The sequence below is a fragment of the Micromonospora sp. NPDC023966 genome (genome assembly GCF_040639095.1).
Lineage (GTDB): Bacteria > Actinomycetota > Actinomycetes > Mycobacteriales > Micromonosporaceae > Micromonospora.
The window spans coordinates 378,622-398,177 of sequence record NZ_JBEZZJ010000003.1; the positions used below are offsets into that span (position 1 = coordinate 378,622).

The 19,556-nt window shown below is 68.2% G+C and carries 8 protein-coding genes; 3 read left to right on the top strand and 5 right to left on the bottom strand.

Going from position 1 to position 19,556, the window contains the following annotated elements:
- Positions 1 to 134: 134 nt before the first annotated feature.
- Positions 135 to 3,041, top strand: a complete 2,907-nt coding sequence (locus tag AB0F68_RS08125) for a beta-L-arabinofuranosidase domain-containing protein (protein WP_357333780.1) — start codon at positions 135 to 137, stop codon at positions 3,039 to 3,041.
- A 222-nt stretch (positions 3,042 to 3,263) separates the two neighbouring features.
- Here AB0F68_RS08125 and AB0F68_RS08130 read toward each other — a convergent pair whose 3' ends face one another.
- The 5 genes from AB0F68_RS08130 to AB0F68_RS08150 form a co-directional block, all read right to left on the bottom strand.
- On the bottom strand, positions 3,264 to 6,962 hold the full coding sequence (locus AB0F68_RS08130; protein WP_357333782.1) for a PxKF domain-containing protein: 3,699 nt from the start codon (positions 6,960 to 6,962) through the stop codon (positions 3,264 to 3,266).
- A 16-nt stretch (positions 6,963 to 6,978) separates the two neighbouring features.
- Positions 6,979 to 8,997 carry a beta-L-arabinofuranosidase domain-containing protein gene (locus tag AB0F68_RS08135; RefSeq protein WP_357333784.1) on the bottom strand — a complete coding sequence of 673 codons (2,019 nt, stop codon included), beginning with the start codon at positions 8,995 to 8,997 and terminating at the stop codon, positions 6,979 to 6,981.
- A gap of 8 nt (positions 8,998 to 9,005) precedes the next feature.
- The gene (locus AB0F68_RS08140; protein ID WP_357333786.1) at positions 9,006 to 9,848 is read right to left on the bottom strand and encodes a carbohydrate ABC transporter permease; all 843 of its coding nucleotides are present in this window, start codon (positions 9,846 to 9,848) and stop codon (positions 9,006 to 9,008) included.
- Between the two features lie 136 nt (positions 9,849 to 9,984).
- The gene (locus AB0F68_RS08145; RefSeq protein WP_357333788.1) at positions 9,985 to 10,797 is read right to left on the bottom strand and encodes a sugar ABC transporter permease; all 813 of its coding nucleotides are present in this window, start codon (positions 10,795 to 10,797) and stop codon (positions 9,985 to 9,987) included.
- 218 nt (positions 10,798 to 11,015) lie between these two features.
- Positions 11,016 to 12,275, bottom strand: coding sequence for a sugar ABC transporter substrate-binding protein (locus AB0F68_RS08150; protein WP_357333790.1), 1,260 nt, complete (start codon positions 12,273 to 12,275; stop codon positions 11,016 to 11,018).
- A 357-nt stretch (positions 12,276 to 12,632) separates the two neighbouring features.
- Here AB0F68_RS08150 and AB0F68_RS08155 point away from each other — a divergent pair, with 357 nt between their 5' ends.
- Together AB0F68_RS08155 and AB0F68_RS08160 are read left to right on the top strand one after the other, a co-directional pair.
- The gene (locus AB0F68_RS08155) at positions 12,633 to 13,664 is read left to right on the top strand and encodes a LacI family DNA-binding transcriptional regulator (protein WP_357333792.1); all 1,032 of its coding nucleotides are present in this window, start codon (positions 12,633 to 12,635) and stop codon (positions 13,662 to 13,664) included.
- A 292-nt stretch (positions 13,665 to 13,956) separates the two neighbouring features.
- Positions 13,957 to 19,230, top strand: a complete 5,274-nt coding sequence (locus AB0F68_RS08160) for a PxKF domain-containing protein (protein ID WP_357333794.1) — start codon at positions 13,957 to 13,959, stop codon at positions 19,228 to 19,230.
- Positions 19,231 to 19,556 lie beyond the last annotated feature (326 nt).

Consider the following 19,556-nt stretch of genomic DNA (forward strand, 5'->3'; position numbering starts at 1 on the left):
CAGGCTGTTGACGTGGCAGTCGTGGCGGGACTGTGCCTGGACGAGTTCACTGCTGCACCGCCCGAGCCTGTTGGTCTGCCGCTCCGCCCGCGACCTCCTGCCCGTGTCAAATCTGCACCCGTTAGGAGTGTGAGATGAGCAAGCAGTTCTCCCGAAGGACGGCCCTGCGTCTCGGTGCGATGGCCGCCTCGGCCCCAGCGGTGGCGTCGGTGCTTCCGGCCACGGCCGCTCAGGGGGCAGGCTCCACCCCAGACCCGGCCGCGACCGTCCCCCGACCCGGCTGGGTTGGCCCGAACTGGTCGGTCAAGCCGTTCGCCCTCAACCAGGTCGCGCTGCATGACGGCATCTTCCAGCAGAAGCGCGACCGAATGCTCAACTACGCCCGAAACTACCCTGGCACGGGAGGCGTCTTCGACGGGCCCGACCGGATGCTGAATCTGTTCCGCGCCAACGCGGGTCTCCCCGCTCCGGGCACCTACCCAGGCGGCTGGGACACACCGCGGCACCTGCTGCGCGGCCACTTCAGCGGTCACTACCTGACGCTGCTCGCCCAGGCCTACGCCGCCACCGGCGAGGAAATCTTCATCGACAAGCTCGACTACCTCGTGGAGGAACTCGGGAAGTGCCAGCGGGAACTGGACAAGCGGGAACTCGGCCGGGTTCCGGGCAGGTCCGGCAAGGCGGTCCGGCTCGGTGACCCACATCCGAACCAGTACGTTCTGCTGCCGCCGGGGACTCTCGAGGGCGTCAGCGAGTTGACCATCGCCGTATGGGTGAACCTGGCAGTGGCGCAGAACGGGGCCAGGATCTGCCACCTTGGCGCTGGTTCCAACTCCTACCTGTCCCTGACAGCGAACGACAGCGGCCCGCGGTTCGCCATCACCAACGCCGGCAGCGCCAACGAGCAGCAGATCACCAGCGGCACGGCACTGCCTGTCGGCGAGTGGACGCATCTGGCGGTATCGCTTTCCACAGCGGGTGTCGGTCGGCTCTACATCAACGGGGTCGAGGCCGCCACCAAGGTTCTCGCCCTGACCCCCGCCACACTGGGCCGGACGGTCAACAACTGGATCGGACGATCCCAGAACAACAACGATCCCTTCCTGAACGCCACCGTGGACGACTTCCAGATCTACCGCCGGGCGCTCGACCCGGCGGAGGTCCAGGCACTCGGCTCGGACGGCACGCCGTCGCCGGCCCCGTCCGACCTGGTGACGTGGTACCGCTTCGAGGACGAGGGCGATACGGCCGTCGACCACTCCGACAACCGTCGCGACGCGCGCATCATCGGCACGGGCTATCCCGGCTTCCTGGCGGCGTTCCCGGAGGGCCAGTTCGTCCGGCTCGAAGCGCCCACCTTCCAACCGAACAGCGGCCCGAACGCGGTCTGGGCCCCGTGGTACACCTGCCACAAGATCATGAGAGGCCTCCTGAACGCCTACGACCTGACCGGCAACGAGGAGGCGCTCGAGATCGCGTTCAGGATGGGTGACTGGGCCCACGAGCGACTGAGTCGCATCAGCCGGGACGACCTGAACCGCATGTGGGACACCTACAGTGCGGGCGAGGCCGGGTCGATGAATGAGGTGATGGCGGAGCTCTCGGCGCTCGCGCCCGACCAGGATCAGAAGGCCCGCTACCTCGCCACGGCAAAGGCGTTCACCTTCACCACGCTGTTCGACGCCTCGATCGCGAAACGGGACGAATTGAACGGACGCCACGCCAACCAGTACATGGCTCCGAACATCGGATACCTGCGGATCTTCGAGCAGACCGAGGACGCGGATTACCACGCGGCGGCCAAGAACTTCTGGTCCATGGTCGTTCCGCACCGCATCTTCAGCAACGGTGGCGCGGGCCGAAGCGAGCACTTCCGCCAGAGCGGTTCGATCACCTCCGGATTCACCTCCTCGTCCGATCCGCGGCACGCCGAGACGTGCTGCGCATACAACATGCTCCGGCTGACGAGGAATCTGTTCTTCCACGACCAGAATCCGGCGTACATGGACTACTACGAGAAGGCCCTCCACAACCAGATTCTGAGCTCACGGCGGGACATCGACAGCGTCACCAGCACCGAGGTGACCTATCACCAGAACATGTGGCCGGGCAGGTCGCGGAGGATCGGCAGCGTCATCGAATACAGCAGGTACGGCGGAAACGGCAGCTGCTGCAACGGGACCGGCCTGGAGAGCCACACCAAGTACCAGGAGTCGATCTACTTCCAGTCGGCCGACGAGTCCACGCTCTACGTCAACCTCTTCATCGCGTCCACGCTCACCTGGCCGGGCCGAGGATTCGTCATCACCCAGGAAACCGCCTATCCGACCCAGGGTGCCACCCGGCTGAGGTTCGACCAGGGCGACGGTCGACTGAAGATCAAACTGCGGGTGCCGTCCTGGGCCCGGCAGGGCTACACGGTGACGGTCAACGGGGGCCGCCAGGCCTTCGACGCTGCTCCTGGCACGTACGTCACCCTGGACCGGCAATGGACGGCAGGGGACACCATCGATGTCTCGATGCCCCTGAGCTTCCGAGCCGAGATGGCGCTCGACGACAAGGCTGTCCAGTCCATCCTCTACGGGCCGACCCTCATGGTCGTCCGCGATGGCACCCCGAGCTACCGGGAATTCAGCTTCTACAAGGACCTCAAGCTGGACGGGGACCTCGCCGCCGCCATTGCGCCGACCAACGTGCCGATGCAGTTCACGACGCACGGTTACACCCTGGCCCCGTACTACATTTCCGACCCGGTCCCCGGTGAATTCAACACCTACCACCCGTACGTGAAGCGAGTGGAGCCGGAGGTCGTGTTCGGGTCGATCAACACCGGCGTGCCGAACGACAGCGTTCGCGACGCAGACGGTCAGACCTTCCTGGATCGGATCTGGGAGGCGGCGCCGTTCGCCAACCACGGTCAGTTCGTCCGCCGGGTGCAGGAGGTCTCGAGCGAGTGGCTCGCGGCCGGCCGCCACACCCAGCAGCAACGGCAGGCGATCCTTGTCGGCGCTGCCCGGGCACAGCAGGAACTGGAAGGCTGACCGGCTACCTGGATTCTTCCGGAAGCTGCTCGCGCTTTGACGGGCTCACCAGCCGTGCTCGTCCCACTCCAGCCGCGCACCGTCCGCCTGGTCCACCGCAGAGGCGAACGGACGGTCGTCGCTGTGAAGGCCATTCCGGCCGCCATCGGATACGGCCCGATACCGTACAGAACCAGCGGAGGAGCTGCCGGAAGCAGCCCCTCCGCTGGTGTCAGCTCGCCGTCATCGGAGTTCGAACAGTGCGGTGAAGCTGGTCCCGTCGTCGGCGGTGGCGATGACCGCGTAGCACGCGCCGGGTGTGGCGGGCGTCTTCCAGTCGTAGACGAACTGCCCGGCGGTGGTGTCGTAGCGCAGCACGGTGGAGCCGGAGGCGACGACCTCGATGTCGTCCGTGGCGGCCGAGGTGGAACAGGCAACCTCCTTCGCCCTCATGGTCACGGCGCTGGTGTCGCTGATTTCGTTGGCCGCGAACAGCTCGAACTTCATGGGTACGGTGCTGCCGGCCTTGACCGTGTTGAGCACGCCGTCCATGTCGACCGGCTGGTAGAACCCCTTTGCGGTCCACGGCAGCACCGTGTACGTCTGGGTGGCCGTGCCCGTGTTGCCCGCGGCGTCCGTCGCCGTCGCCGTGACGGTGTGCGTCCCGACGGTGGTGCCGTAGCCGGTGATGACGCAGCCCGCCGCACCCGAGGTGGTGTCGCTCGCCGTGCAGGTGGGGGCGGGCGGGACCGCGCCGAAGTACACGACACCGATGGTGGAGTCGAACGTCGCCGTCGGGGCGACGGTGTCTACGTTGACCGTTACCGACTTCGGCTCCTCGACGTTGCCGCGGCGGTCGGTCGAGCGGAACTCCACCTGGTGGGTGCCCTGCTGGCCGACCCGGACCGGCGTACCCGGGTAGGTCGTCCACTCACCGCCGTCCAGGCGGTACTGGGTGCCGGCCACGCCGAACGTGTCCTTCGCGGCGAGCGTGAAGGACGGAACCGTCCTGTACCACCCCTGGCCGCCGTCAGGCTCCGCCGGCGACCAGGCCACCGTCGTCGTCGGGGGAACCGTGTCCCCCGGATCGTCGGCGAAGACCCGCCAGTCGGTGATCGCGACCGCGGACCAGGTGCTGCCGTTGCCGTTGGCCCGGATCGTGGCCCGCACCCGCGGCGTGGTGACGGCGTCGAAGGTGACCGTGTTGAACGCTGTGGTGCTCGTGCCGTACCTGGATGCGCCGGTCACGTCGCGCCAGGCGGAGGTGGCCCCGTCCCAGTACTGCAGCACCCACCCGTCGGGCTCGGCTACGCCCTCGCCGCTGCCGCGGTTGGAGTCCCGCCAGAACTTCAGCTCCGTTCCGGTGATCCGCACGGGGCGAGACCAGTCGTACTGGACCCACTGGGTCGCCGGACGATCGCCGGACCAGGTACCCCAGATCTGCGCCTGGCTCGGGTTCGTCGGGTCGGCGCCGTCGTTGAGCGCGGTGACGCTGTTCCAACCGGCGGTGTAGGAGGCGGACGGCGTCGCGACCGGCGCGATGTTGCCGCTGAGCGGCCCGGACAGGTCCGCCGGGATGGTGACCGTCCTGGCGGTCTCCAGGTTTCCCGCCACGTCGGTCGCGCGGAACGACGCGGTGTGCTTGTTCCAGTCCGGTGCCTCGATCGGGCCGGTGTAGGTGGTCCACTCCCCGGTGTCGATGGAGTACTCGACGCGGGCGACGCCGGAGGTCGCGTCGCTCACGGTCACCGTGACCGTGCGGGTGGCGCTGTCCACGGTGCCGGTGCTGACCGGCGCGGTGGCGTCGATCCGTACGGCGAGGCTCTTGGCTGCCGAGACGTTGCCCGCGCGGTCGGTGGCCGTTGCCGTGACCGTGTGCTGTCCGTCTCCGGAGACGGTGACGTCGGCGTACCGCACGTCGGTGGCGACGACCGGCTCGCCGGCGTCCACCCGCGACTCGATGCTCATTCGCCCGCCACGGTCGTCGACGCCGGCGACCCGCACCCGCACCGCGGAGCGGAACCAGCCGGCGGCGCCGGCGCTGCCGGTGGGCGCGAGCGTCAGGGTCGGCGCTGTCTCGTCGCCCTCGATGTCGCCGGGTGAGATGACGGTGACCTGCGCCGAGACGCGTTCGGCGGCATAGCCGAGCACCGTGCCGTGGATGGTGAACGTACCGGGGCTGGCGACCTGCTCCGGCGTCACCGGGTCCCAGAAGACCGGCACCTGCAGCGTTTCGCTCCCGAACGCGACCGGGAGAGTGCCGGGCAGGTCAACCTCGCCCACCTCGACCGTCATCGGCGGCGGCGTGACGGACTGCGGCTGGACCGCGAGGATCTTCCACTCCTCGACCGCGACCGCCGAGTAGGTGCTGCCGTTCGTCGACCCGTCGAAGACCGCACGCACCTGCGTGGTGGTCAACGGGTCGAACGTGGTGTTCTGGAAGCCCTGCGTGCTGGTCGGGTAGCCGCTCGGGTTCGGTACGTCGGCCCACTGCCCGGTGGTGAGGTTCCAGTATTGGATGCGCCAGCGGGCGGGCGCAGCGACCCCGACGCCGGTGCCCTGGGGCTGGTCGTTCCAGAAGTCGATCTGGGAACCGGAGATCCTCATCGGCTGGTCCCACGTGTACTGCACCCACTGCTGCGGCGGGTTGTTGCCGGTCCACGTTCCCCACATGTCCGGCGGCAGCGGGTTCGACCGGACGATCTCGTCGTTGAGCGCCTTCACCCAGTACTGGGTCGGGACGGGCTCGTTGGAGACGGTCACCTTCGCCTCCTGAGCGATGTTCGCCCGGGGCGAGAGGTCCCGTCCCTTGACCGGGGTCGGCGTGACGAGCTTCATCCGCGGCGGGGTCAGCGTGTCGTCCCACTCGACCCGGTCGATGGCGACCGACCGACGGAAGTGGCCACCGCCCACGGCGTCGGCGGTGTGGTACGTCAGGTACCACTGGCCGTTGAACTCCAGAATGCCTGGGTGGCTCGTCGTCGAGGAGACCGGCCGGAGGATGGTCCCCCGATAGGTCCACGGCCCCATGGGCGACTGCGCCGTCGCGTAGGCGATGCAGGCGTGGTAGTTCGCCGGGGTGCACGCCGAGGTCGGGCCGGCGTTGTTCCCGGCGTACGCCAGGTAGTAGGTGCCGTTCCGCTTGAAGATCCAGGGGGCCTCGAAGAAGCCGGTCAGGCCGGTGACAGCGCGCTGGGTGCCGACCGGCGTCTTCATGTCCTGCCCGAACTCGAGCATCCGCAACTGGCCGAACGTGCCCCAGTAGACGTACACCCGCTGGTTGGGAGCCACACCGTCGATGAGGATCGTCGGGTCGATGTTCTGGATGTTGTTCGTCGTGGGCACCCGCTGGGAGATCAGTGGTCCACCCACGTAGTCGCTCCACGGTCCGGTCGGAGTGTCGGCGACGGCCAACCCGATGGCCAACTTGTCGGCCGCCGGGCTGTTGCGCTCAAAGACGGGGACGTACCAGTAATAGCGCCCGTCCACGCCCTGGATCATCTGGCCCGCGTAGGCGCGTCCCGTGCTCGCCCAGGAAAAGAGCGTTTCCGGGCGCGCCAGCGACGGAAAATGGGTCCACTGCCCGGACGCGACGTCGGTGGTCCGGAACGCCCCCCACTCGTTCATGATGAAGTCATTGGTGGACGGTCCGGCCTGGTCGTGGCCCGTGTAGATGTAGAGCTGGTCCTTGCCGCTGTCGTTGCCCGGGGAGCCGGCCGGCACGACCACGGGCGCCGGGTCGGCGGAGTAGTAGCTGCCGTCGCCGAGGATCGGATTGCGGGTGTTGGTGAAGGTGTACGAGTCGGCGGCGTAGGCCGGTGTGGCGACGCCGACCATGCCGCCGGCGACGAGCCCGGTTACCGCCGCCGCGGCGATCGCGCCGCGGAGCCGGCGCAACGGTCCGCGGGTTCGTGACGCGACGCCGCACCTGATGCTGTTCACGGTTCCGATCTCCTCGTCATGATGCCTCCGAGTCCTGGTATTGGGTGGTATCCGCCTGGCTCGGCCGTGTGGCCACTGGCAACCACACGCGCATAGTCGAAGGGCCCCGTTCCGCCCAGTCGTGATATGGGATCAGCGGCACATCGAACGACGCCGAGGGCGCCGGCTCCAGCGAGCGCTCGGCGTAGGGCCAGGTGAGGCCCCGCCCAGGTTCCGCTGCCGCCGTCACGAGACGCACCACTGGCCGGCCATCGTGGTCTCCGAGGGGGGCCGTGGCGTCGACCCGGATGTCCGCGACGTCAGTGACGGTTCCGTTGCTGACGAGGTCCAGGTCGATGGACTCGAGGCAGTAGACCTCGGGCCCCCGTTCGACGGCGACACAGCCGCGCACCCCGTCGATGCGGGGATCGGGGTGGGTCAGGCGCGGCCGCATCGGCAGGACCAGCTCGACCACGTCCCCGGCGTGGAACGAGCGACACACGCTGACCCACCCTGGGTCGGCGTCCGTGGCGCTGACCTCACCGGATGCCGTGGTCGTCACCAGCTGGGCCCCGTCGGCCCACTGCGGTATCCGGATCGAGAGGGTCCACGGGCCGGCGGCGTCCCGTGCGGCGGTGAGGCGAACGGATCCCGAGCGCGGGTAGTCGGTCTGCACGTCGAGGGCGACGAGCTCCCCGTTGTCCAGCCGGGTCCGGATGCTGCAGCTGGCGAACTGGTGGATCTGGACCCCGTGCGCGTCCGCGGTGGCGACCAGCGCGTCGAGACTGGCGAAGGTGCGCGCCACGTTCGGCGGGCAGCAGGAGACCGAGAACCAGGGGGCCCGGAGGGATGATTCGGCGCGCATGGAGACGGTGTCCGGGTCCGGGACGGCCGCAGGACTGCGCTGGTGCAGGGTGTTGGCGTAGTAGAACGCGGTCCCGGACGCCGAGGGGGACGTGGCGACCACGTTGTAGAGCGTCCGCTCGATGAGGTCGCCGTAGCGGGTTTCGCCGCAGGCCAACAGCAGCCGCCAGCTGAACATGATCGATGCGATGCTGGCGCAGGTCTCGGAGTAGGCCCGGTCCGGTGGGAGCACCCAGTCCTCGCCGAAGGCTTCGTCCTGGTGGTGGGAGCCCTGGCCGCCGGTGATGTACGTGCGCCGGGCCACCGCGTTCTCCCACTGGGTGACCAGGGCGCAGAGGAGCTCGTCGTCGCCGGTGTCGACCGCGACGTCGACCGCGCCGGCCGCCAGGTAGTTGGCCCGGACGGCGTGACCCCGCAACACCGCGGCCCGCCGCACCGGAATGTCGTCCTGGAAGTACTGCTGGCCCCACTCGATGGGGCGCAGCGTGCCGGTGCCGCGGCGGGTGACGAACAGCTCGGCCTGCCGCAGGTACCGCCGCTCGCCGGTGACGCGCGCCAGTTCCGCAAGGCCGGCCTCGATCTCGGCGTGCCCGCACACGCTCTGGATGCCGTCGTCGCCGAAGACCTCACAGAGCAGGTCGGCGGCGCGGCAGGCGATGGCCAACAGGCCGTCGTCGGCGTCCGGCCGCGTGCGGGCTCGCGCCACCGCGGCCTGGAACAGGTGGCCGAGGCAGTACAGCTCGTGGCCCCACTCGAGGTCGGACCACCGTGGTGCCTGCCCGGGCCGCCCGAAGTTGGTGTTGAGGTACCCGTCGGGCTCCTGGGCCCGGGCGACCCGGTCGACCAGGTCCCGGAAGGCGGCCTCCAGGTCGTTGTCGCCGGTGCGGCCGATCTCCCAGGCCAGCGCCTCAAGATATTTGTAGATCTCCGAGTCGGAGAACTCGCGCCCGCGCCGCCCCTCGGGCAGGGAGCCAGCGGCGGCGAGCTCGAAGTTTCTGATCCAGCCTTCACGCTCGAGCCAGTGACCGATGTGCGCCAGTGTCCGCTCGCCGTTGACCGACTGGCGCCGGGCCCAGAAACCTCCGGTGATGCGGACCTCGTCCAAGCCGAGCGGACGCAGTCGCCCGGTCCTGGGGGCGGCGGGGACGAACCCGGTCCGACGGTGGGCGGCCCTGGGATCTGTGATCGTCATCGTGGGGTTCATCCTTTGAAGGCGCCGGACATGAAGCCGCGGACGTAGTGGCGTTGCAGGAGGAGGAACAGGACGATGCAGGGCAGGGCCAGCACCACGACTCCGGCCTCCGTGGCTCCGTAGTCGATGACTCCCTGCACCTGGACGCGCAGGTTGGAGACGGCCAGCGGGAGGGTGAACCTGCTCGAGTCATTGATCAGGATCAGCGGTGCCATGAAGTCGTTCCAGGCCGTCAGGAAGGCGAAGAGGCCGACGGTGATCAGACCGGGCTTGACCGCCGGCAGTAGCACCCGCCACAGCGCGGCCCAGGAGGAGCAGCCGTCGACGAGGGCTGCCTCGTCCAGCTCGCGGGGGATGGCCTCGAACGAGATCCGCATCATGAAGGTGGAGAACGGCAGCTGGAACATCGTCAGGACCAGGGCCACGCCGATCAGCGAATCCTGCAGATTCAGCTGGTTCAGCAGGACGTAGAGCGGGATCAGCATGGTCGCGTAGGGGACCATGAGGATCGCCAGCGTGGTCAGGAACAGGACGTTCTTGCCGGGAAAGTTGAACCGTGCGAACGCGTATCCGCCCAGCAGGGAGATCGCCAGGGTGAGGAAGACCGTGGTCAGGGACACGAAGGCCGAGTTGGCGAGGTACTGCCAGATGCCGGCCTGATAGTGGGCCAGCGTGCGGTAGTTGCCGAAGCCCCACCCGGCGGTCTGGTTGGTGCCGGCGTGCGGCGAGACGGACGCGACCGCTGTCCAGGCCAGCGGGAACAGGAAGATGACGGCCAGGCTCCCGGTGAAGATCCAGTAGGGCGTACGCAGGACCAGGCCACCGATGCTTGTCGTGGGGGGACGGCGCACGGGACGAGGGCGTGCCGGTATCGCCTTCCCGGTGGCGGCGCCGTCGCCTACCGAGGAACGGTCGGATCGGCCGGTTCCCGGGCCTTCCGCGGTGTGAGCGCCGGCGGGCGTTGGTGCGTGCGTGCTCATGTCCCTCTCACTTCTCGTCCGGGTTGTGGAAGGCCCGTAGCTGCACGGCATTGATGACGACCAGGGCGATGAGGGCGATGACCGACAGCGCGGCGGCCACTCCCAGGTCGTTCTGTCCCTGGAAGGCCATCGTGTAGATGAGCTGGACGACGGTGATGGTGCTGTTGTCCGGGCCGCCCTTGGTGAGGATGTAGAACTGCTCGAAGGCCAGCAGGGAGCCGGTGACGCACATGATGGTGGTCAGCGCCAGCGTCGGCCTCAGCAGCGGAAGGGTGATCCGACGAAAGGTCTGCCACCGGGACGCGCCGTCGATCCGCGCCGCCTCATAGAGCTCAGCGGGGATGCCTTGCAGGCCCACCAGCATCAGGAGCATGTAGAAGCCGGCGAAACGCCAGACGATGAGAAACACCGTGGAGAACAAGGCGGCGTTGGGGCTGCCGAGAAACGTCCAGCCGAGCTTCTCCATGAGGTCCGCGGCCGGCCCGGCGATCGGCGAGTAAAGCACGTAGAACAGCAGGGACGCGGAGGCGAGGCCGAGGGCGCTGGGGATGAGGAACGACGCCCGCAGCAGGCCCTTCCAACGGCTGGACTCCTGCACCAGCAGGGCCAGGCCCAGGCCGAGCGCGATGAGCAGGACGGTGGCCAGGACGGTGTACTCCAGGGTGAAGACCACCGAGTCGGCGAAGAAGCGGTTGTCGAGAACCTTGGTGTAGTTGTCCGGGGCGTTGACGCCCTGGTCGCCGGTGAGCAGCGGCCAGCGCGAGAGCGACATCCTGACCACCAGCAGCAGCGGCAGGATGAACAGGACCGCTACGAACACCGCCGTCGGCGAGACGTAGAGCCATCCCTTGACCGCCTCACCGCGTCGTGTGGGTGATGCTGGGCTCGAGCGTCGACGGGAGCGTCCGGCTCGGCCGGACATCAAGGACATACTCACGACGCGGCCCTCCATTAGACGTGCGCAGTGCGGGGGAGTGGACCACCCCGCTGCCGGACCCGGCCGCTCGACGGACCGGGTCCGGCACCAGGGTGGGTGGACTACTGGGACAGCACCGAGGTGACCTGCTCGTTGTTCGACTGCAGCTTGCTGCCCTCGCCGAGGACGGCGTCGCGGACCAGGCTGAGCCACGGGCTGTTCGGGGCGTTGTACGCCTGCTGGAAGTTCATCGCGATGGGCGTCTGACCCTTGCCGGCCACCTCGTTGATGGTCACCAGCCGCGGGTCCTTGGCGGCGTACTTGTTGCTGGACAGGTCCCCGCGGGAGACCACGTCGTTGTCCTTTGCCAGGACCTCGACCTGTGCCTCCTCCGACATCATCCAGTTGAGGAAGTTCCAGGCCTGGGCGGCCTTCTTGGAGTCCTTGGAGATGCCGATGCCGTCACCGCCGACGAACGTGGACGCCCCGCCGGCGGGTCCCGGGATGCCCGCCACGCCGACGTCGAACTTGGTCGACGACAGCAGCGTGGCCGGGTAGAACATCAGGCCCACCTTGCCCTCGGTGAACCCCGCGGTCCAGGTGGCGCCGGTCTCGTCCTTCGACGAGGGCAGAACAGCGCCGGACTTCCAGAGGTCGCGCCAGGTGTCGAAGACCTTCTTGCTCTCGTCGCTGGTGTAGTTGGCCTGCGTCCCGTCGCCGTTCATCACCTGGCCGCCCGCGGCCCAGATGGTCGGGAACCAGGTGAAGACGAGGCATCCCCCGCAGTTGAGCCCGGTCGCGGTGCCGTACACGTCCTTCTTGCCCAGGGCCTGGATCTTCTTGGCGTCGGCGGCGTACTCCTCGAGGGTGGCGGGCGCCTTCTCCGGGTCGAGGCCCGCTTCCTTGAACAGCCCCTTGTTCCAGAAGAGCATCGACAGGTCCAGGACGAACGGCAGGATGTGCTCCTTGCCGTCGACGGTGCCCGCACCGAGGTGACCCTTGTTGATCGAGTCCTTGAAGCTCAGCCCGCCGATGTTGGCGCTGATGTCCTGGAACAGACCCTGCTTCACCCAGTTCGGCACGTAGACGATGTCGGCGGCGAACAGGTCCGGCAGCCCCTTCGACCCTGCTGCGGCGCCCACCTTGGCGACGTAGTCGTCGTTGGGGACGACGGTGAGAGTGACCTGGTTCTTGTGGCTCTTGTTGTAGGCCTCGACCAGAAGCTTGGCCTGCTTCTCCAGGGGGGCTCGCGTCCACAGCGTGAGCTGGCTGCCGTCGTCGGTTCCGTCCGCGCCGACGCTGACCGCTGCACCCGGCGCCGCGTCGCCCCCGCCGCCACACGCGGCCAGCGCGAGGACCGCCGCACTCAGGCCGACTGCCATGACGGTACGTAGACCGCCTCGCCGGTGGAATATCTTCATCGCTACTCCTCTGCCCATCGTTGAGCGGGAGCCGCTGCACGGCCCCGGTGGTGGTGTGGTGAGAGCCTTGCCGTGTTGTTTTGTCGGTGACAGGTCGACGCCGTGCGGGTCGCGGCCCAGGAGTGCGTCCAGGTCCCCGTCGATGTCGGAGGATCGCGTGACAGGCGGTGATTGGCGCTGGCGTTCTGAAAAGACCGAAACCCTTTTCTGTTCGTGTAAAGTAGTGGCCGCCGTCACCCTCGTCAAGCACGTGGTGCGGCGTGACGCGGGGATCGGCCCCACGGCGGACCATGGGGCCGGAACGATGGAGGAGGGCGCATGGCTGGCAAGGACCATGTCCGTGGCGGCAAGGCGGTGACCCTGACGGAGGTGGCACGGCTGGCCGGTGTTTCCGTGGCCACCGCGTCGAAAGCTCTCAATGGCCGCAGCCAGGTCGCCGCACGCACCCGGGCGCGCGTGCTCCAAGCGGCCGAGCAGCTGTCCTTCGTCCCCAACACGCTTGCGCAGGGCTTGCTGGTGGGGCGCACCGGAACGGTCGGTCTGCTCACCAGCGACCTCCAGGGCCGGTTCGTCATCCCCATCCTCATGGGCGCCGAGGACGCCTTCGGCGCGGGCCGCGTGAACGTCTTCCTGTGTGACGCGCGCGGGGACACGATCCGCGAGCAGCACCAGCTCAAGGCGCTGTTGAGCCGGCGGGTCGACGGTCTGATCGTGGTGGGGAGCCGGACCGACTCGCGTCCCTCGGTCGGCCACGACCTCCCGGTCCCCGTCGTGTACGTCTACGCCCCGTCCGACGACCCGGAGGACCTGTCGCTCGTCCCCGACAACGTGGCGGCGGGGAGGCTCGCCGTCGAGCACCTGATCAGCTGCGGGCGGAGCCGCATCGCGCACGTGACGGGTGACCCCTCCTACGCGGCCGCGCAGGACCGGGTCACCGGCGCCCTGGCGGCGCTCGACGCCGCCGGGCTGGAACTGGTCGGCGAGGTGATGTACTCGGAGTGGTCGGAGCGCTGGGGTCGTGACGCGACCGCGGTGCTGCTCGAGCGGTACCCGGACATCGACGCCGTCCTGTGCGGCTCGGACCAGATCGCCAGGGGAGCGTTGGACACTGCGCGTGACCAGGGGCGGAAGGTTCCGGGCGACATCGCCGTCATCGGGTTCGACAACTGGGACGAGATGGTCACCAACTCCCGGCCGGAGCTGACGAGCATCGACCCCAATCTGCAGTTGCTCGGCCGGTCCGCGGCTCAGCGGGTGTTCGCCGCCCTGGACGGCGAGGAGCTGGGCAAGGGCGTGCACACCCAGGCGCCGCGCCTGGTCATCCGTGGCTCCACGGTGGCCCGCCAGTGAGCTGAGCCTTCCCCCGTTCGGCTGGGTCGCTCGACCGGCTCGGGTGCCCTTGGTGCGTTCCCACCGGCTCGCCTCAAACCCTTTCGGGCGTCGTTCGTCAGCGGTCCGGACAACGGCCATGAACTGACCTGGCCCGACATCTTGCCGAAAAGGTTTTCGTAGGTCAGGGTGGGCGCTAGTGACCGGGGTCACGCTAACCAGCCGGAGGTGGCGCATGTCAGCTTTCGACCCCACCGGTCGGCTGGCCGGTGACATCTCCCGCGGGACCGCACCGCCACCAAGGAGATTGAGCATGATCAGTAGACGCAGAAGGAGAGTGCCCGTCTGGTCGGCCGTGGCCGCGCTAGTGGTGGGAGGGGTGGTCGGCCTGCCGTCCGCGGCGCACGCCGACACCCCGATCCTGCCGGGCAATGAGGGCGACATCGGGCTCTACACCAACGGACAGAGCCACGCCATGGAGATCGGGGACCCGGTCTACACCAATGTCGGCGAGGTTGCTGCGCAGCTCGCGCCCGGCGTGCCGTTCACCGCGAAGAGCATGCACCAGTCGATATTCGACAAGGATCTCGCGGCCGGCGGCACCGACTATTACCTCGACCGCGTGCTGGGCGTACGGGGCACCCTCGGGTCGGCGGTGCTGATGACCAGGGGCCGCTCGCTGTACATGCGCGGCGCGAGCAACAACAACTTCACCACCATGGGCTTCGCCGGCAGCACCTACGTCGGCGGCCCCAACAACCTCGGCAACCTGTACACGGTCACCGTGCCCGGGCAGACCGTCACCGAGGTCAGCGCGAACCGGTTCAACGCGCCGAGCCACGCCAAGGGCCGCTACACGATCGGCGCCACGGGAGTCACCGCCGATCTGACGAAGTTCATCACCTACGACAACGTCGCAGTCACGGCCATCGACTTCACCAACCCTGGTGGCTCGGCGGCGACGTTCACCGTCCGGGCCGCCTCGCCACTGGCCACCCAGGCCGGAGACAGCGCAGCCGAACTGATCGGCACCCGCACCATCACCAGTGGCGCCAACAACGGCCTCATCGACACGCCGTGGAACACCGTCACGATCGACCTCACCGGCGCCGGCTTCACCCGTAGCGGCGCCAACCTCGACCGCCAGATCACCGTGCCCGCCGGCGGCTCGATGTCGCTGTCGGTCGTCGGCGCCGTCTCCTCGGCCACGCTGCCCAAGACGGTCGAGAGCTACCAGGAGTACGCCGCGATGCCGCCGGCCCAGGCCGTGCGCACCGGCATCACCGAGTTCAACCGCCGCTGGGCCGAGGACATCCCCTACATCGACGTCCCCGACCCCGCCCTCGAGAAGGCCATCGTCTACCGCTGGTGGGGCGAGCGATACAACACCCTCGACGCCAACGCGCCCGGCTACGCCTACCAGTACCCCACCACCGTCGAGGGGTCGAACCTCTACCAGAACGCCATCGCGCTGACCCAGCCGATGCACCTGCAGGACACCAAGTGGCTGCGTACGCCATACCTGCCGTACGGCCAGCTCCTCAACATCGGCGAGCTGTCCGGATCTTCGGCGTTCCTCGACAGCCCCGGTCACACCAGCTGGAACAACCACTACTCGCAGTACATGGGCACCGCCGGGCTCGAGGCCTACAACGTGCACGGCGGGGGCAAGGAGATCGCCAGCAAGTTCGCCCACTACTTCGAGGGCGACGGGGTCGGCCAGCTCGAGCACTACGACGGCAACAAGAACAAGCTCATCGCCTACGACACCAACTTCATGCCCGGCAACGACGCCGACGCCATCTCGTTCGGGTTCCCGAAGGCCAATGCCGGCGCCCCCGGCGCACGCACGATCGAACGCCCCGAGTCGGCGTACGTGTGGGGCGCGCTCGACGCTGCCCGGCAGCTCTACCAGATCGCCGGCGCGGAGCAGGCCAAGGTCGACGAGATGGCCACCGCAGCCAACGGCACCCGGGACGCGGTCCTCAGCCAGCTGTGGAGTCCCGACATGCGGATGTTCCTGGCCCGCACGTCCTACGGCGCGACCAGCGCGGCCAGCTCCAACGGCAAGGCCAACCCGCTGCCCGCGTCGGCCCGTGCCCTGATCCCCGCCAAGGAGTCGAACCTCTACGACGTCTACGCCGAGGACCTCATCCCGTTCGACCAGTGGCAGAACTACGTCGACGGGTTCCGGTTCCTGACCTACGGCGACAACTTCCCGATCTTCCCGTTCTACACCGCCAACCAGTACGACCGCGCCGCCTACGGGATCGGCGGCTCCAACAACTTCTCCAACATCAACTTCACCGTGCAGTACCGCGCCGTTCGCTCGGCGCTGCGCCACTACGACCCGGAGCAGAAGTACATCACCCCGGCGTACGCCAAGCGGCTGCTGGACTGGATGGCCTGGAGCATCTACCCGAACGCGGATCTGCGCGCCCCGAACCAGGCCGAGTACTACTCCAACTGGAACCCGACCGCCAAGACCTACAACCGCAACAACCCGAACCACGTGATGCTCGGGAACATGAACTACATCTTCGTCGAGGACATGGCGGGCCTCCAGCCCCGCTCCGACGACAAGATCGAACTGTCACCGATCAAGTTCGGCTACGACCACTTCATGGCCAACAACCTGCGCTACCACGGGCACGACGTCACGATCGTCTGGGACCCCGACGGCAGCAGGTACGGTCTGGGCGCCGGCTACAGCCTGTTCCTGGACGGCGAGAAGAAGGTCAGCACCGACAAGCTCGGCAAGCTCACCTACGACCCGAACACCAACAAGGTCCAGGCCGAGGACGGCCTGACCGTCACCTTCACCGCGACGGCCGGGACCAACTTCCCGAGCGCGGTGGACACCGCCATCAAGGACGACCGCGTCGTCGAGTACCTCAAGACGACCGGCATCGACCTCACCGAGGACGCGCCGAACCTCGCGACGGGCGCCACCCTGCACTCGTCGTACACCCAGCAGGGCGCACGGCCGACGCCGTGGCGCCAGTTCCACACGCCCGGCTGGAGCACCACCACGATGAACTACACCCCCGGCGCCATCGCGGAGACCGAGCGGCCGGTGTCGCTGGCCGCCGTGACCGACGGTGTCACCGCCAACGAGCCGTACTGGGGCAACTACGGAACCACCGACAAGAACGGGTACGTCGAGCTCGATCTGGGATCGGCCAAGGCGTTCGACAACGTGAAGGTGACCTTCGTCAGCGACCGTCAGGCCGGGGGCTACCACGAGCCCTCGCGCTGGTGGGTCCAGGTACCCGACGGCAGCGGGGGATGGAAGGAGGTGCCGAACCAGTACAAGAACCCGACGGTTCCGGCAGCCAAGTTCAACGAGGCGCTCTTCAAGACCGTGACGTCGAACAAGGTGCGCATCGCGTTCACGAACAGCCCGACCTTCTACACCGCGATCGCCGAGATCCAGGCGTTCAACTCCGGCCGTGAGGTGCCCCCCGTCTCTAACCAGGCACCCGTGGTCACCGCCACGCGCGACGGCTCCTCGGACGGCAACCTGTCCACCCGTCTGGTCGGCACGGCCTCCGACGACGGAATCCCCTACGACAGCGAGCTCAGCTTCGGCTGGGAGACCGTCTCGGCGCCCCAGGGTGCGGGCGTGATCTTCGCCGACCCGAAGGCGCTGGCGACCCGGGTGACCGGCACGGTCGCCGGTGACTACGTGTTCCGATTCGTCGCCAACGACGGAGACAAGCGGTCGGAGGCAACCGTCGCGGTGACCCTCACCAAGCGGGCGGTCGCCGCGGAATTCGGCTCCTCGGCAACGGTCACCACCAGCGGTACCGCGTCGTGGGAGAACCACCAGCGAGTCAACGAAGCCAGCAACCCGAGCAGCTCGAACCCGGGCGCCGGCAACGGCTGGGGCAACTGGGGCCAGACGCAGAACGGCACCAGCGTCGCGCGGGAGGCGTGGATCCAGTACAGCTGGACCTCGCCGGTGCGGCTGTCGTCCACCGACATCTACTGGTACGACGACAACGGCGGCACCCGCCGACCGACCGCCACGACCTACGCCGTCGAGACCTCCTCGGACGGCACCACCTGGACCCCCGTTACCCTCACCAAGGGCTCGACGTACGCCAACGGGGTGGCCATCAACGCCTACAACCACTTCGACTTCGAACCGATCACGACGAGCCGGTTGCGCATCCGCATCTGGGGCGTCATGGGTAGCGGCGCGGGCACCGGCGTGCTGCGCTGGCGCGCCAACGGCGAGACGGTCGACTCGGTGCGTTCGCCGGTGCTGATGCGGACCGGCGTGGGCCAGGTGCCCACCCTGCCGAGTGAGCTCGACGCGGTCTACGCCAGCGGCGCCCGCGGGAAGGTCGGGTTCAAGTGGCAGGAGATCACGCCCGAGATGGTCGCGGAGCCCAACGTCGATCCGTTCGTGGTCTACGGCACGAACGACGCCTACGGCCTGATCGCCGAGGCCCGCATCTACGTGCGGCCCGAGATGTCCCAGGGCGGCATCTCGATCCAGGGTGCCGAAACATTCGAACAGACCATCGAGGTGGGCGAGCTGCCCTACCTTCCCGACAAGGTGGCGGTCTCGTACAACGACGGCTCCCGGGACAACCAGGCGATCGGCGTCGACTGGAACTTCGACGAGAACATCGTCAAGACCCCCGGCCGCCACACCGTCGTCGGTGACCTGATCCTGCCCGACTACGTCAGCGAGGCCGGCACCACGCGGACCACGTTGACCCTCACCGTGGGCAAGGACACGGTGGCCCCGACGACGACCCTGACCTGGTCACCGGCGGAGCCGAACGGCGACAACGGGTGGTACACGACGGCCCCGTCCTTCACCCTCCAGGCGCAGGACGCGTTCGCCGTGGCCAGCACCCAGTACCGGCTCGACGGCGGTCAGTGGACGGCCTACCCGGGTACGCCCGTCACGATCGACCGGGACGGCACCACCCGGGTGGAGTTCCGCTCGACCGACACCAGCGGCAACGTCGAGGAGCCCAAGGAGTCCACGGCCAAGGTCGACACCATCGCGCCGACGGCGAAGTTCTCCTCGGCGATCGGCGAGGTGTACTTCGGCTCGGTTCCGCCCGCCCCCACGTGCACGGCGAGCGACGCCCTCTCCGGTCCGGCGGGTTGCGTCGTCAGCGGCTACAGCAACGACGTCGGCACGCACATCCTCCTTGCCACGGCGACCGACGCCGCGGGCAACGTGGGCACCGCCGTCCAGTCGTACACCGTGCTGCCGTGGACGCTGAAGGGCTTCTACAGCCCGGTCGACATGGACGGGGTGTACAACACGGTCAAGGGCGGCAGCACCGTGCCCATGAAGTTCGAGGCCTTCTCGGGCACCACCGAGCTGACCGACCCCGCGCTCGTCACGATGAACGCCAAGCAGGTCACGTGCAGTACCGGCGCACAGGCCGACGAAATCGAGGTGCTCGCCACTGGTGCTACCTCGTTGAGATATGACTCGACCGTCGGCCAATTCGTCTACACCTGGAAGGCCCCCGTCACACCCGGCGCCTGCTACACACTCAGCGCCACGACACGTGACGGGTCAAGCCTGAACGCATTGTTCAAGCTCCGGTAACCGGCAACGAATGCAACGGAGGGGCTGCTACCCGCAGCCCCTCCGCTGCCTGGCTCGGCGCGCCCGCGATGAGGGCCGAGGGGACGCTATCCCGCCGACGAGGCCATCGCCGGTGACGGGTCGAAGTTGATCGGGTTGTAGTAGTCGTTTCCCTCCTCGGGGTAAAAAGAACCGCACCTGCGGGCCGAACGCCGGGGATGCGGTGTTGCCGATCCGGCCGGGCCGATCGACGAGGCCGGTCGGGTAGACGGCGATGACCAGTGCCCGGCCGGCCGGCGTGCCGTAGGCCAGGGCGGTGACCAGATCACCAGCCATCACCTGCTGCG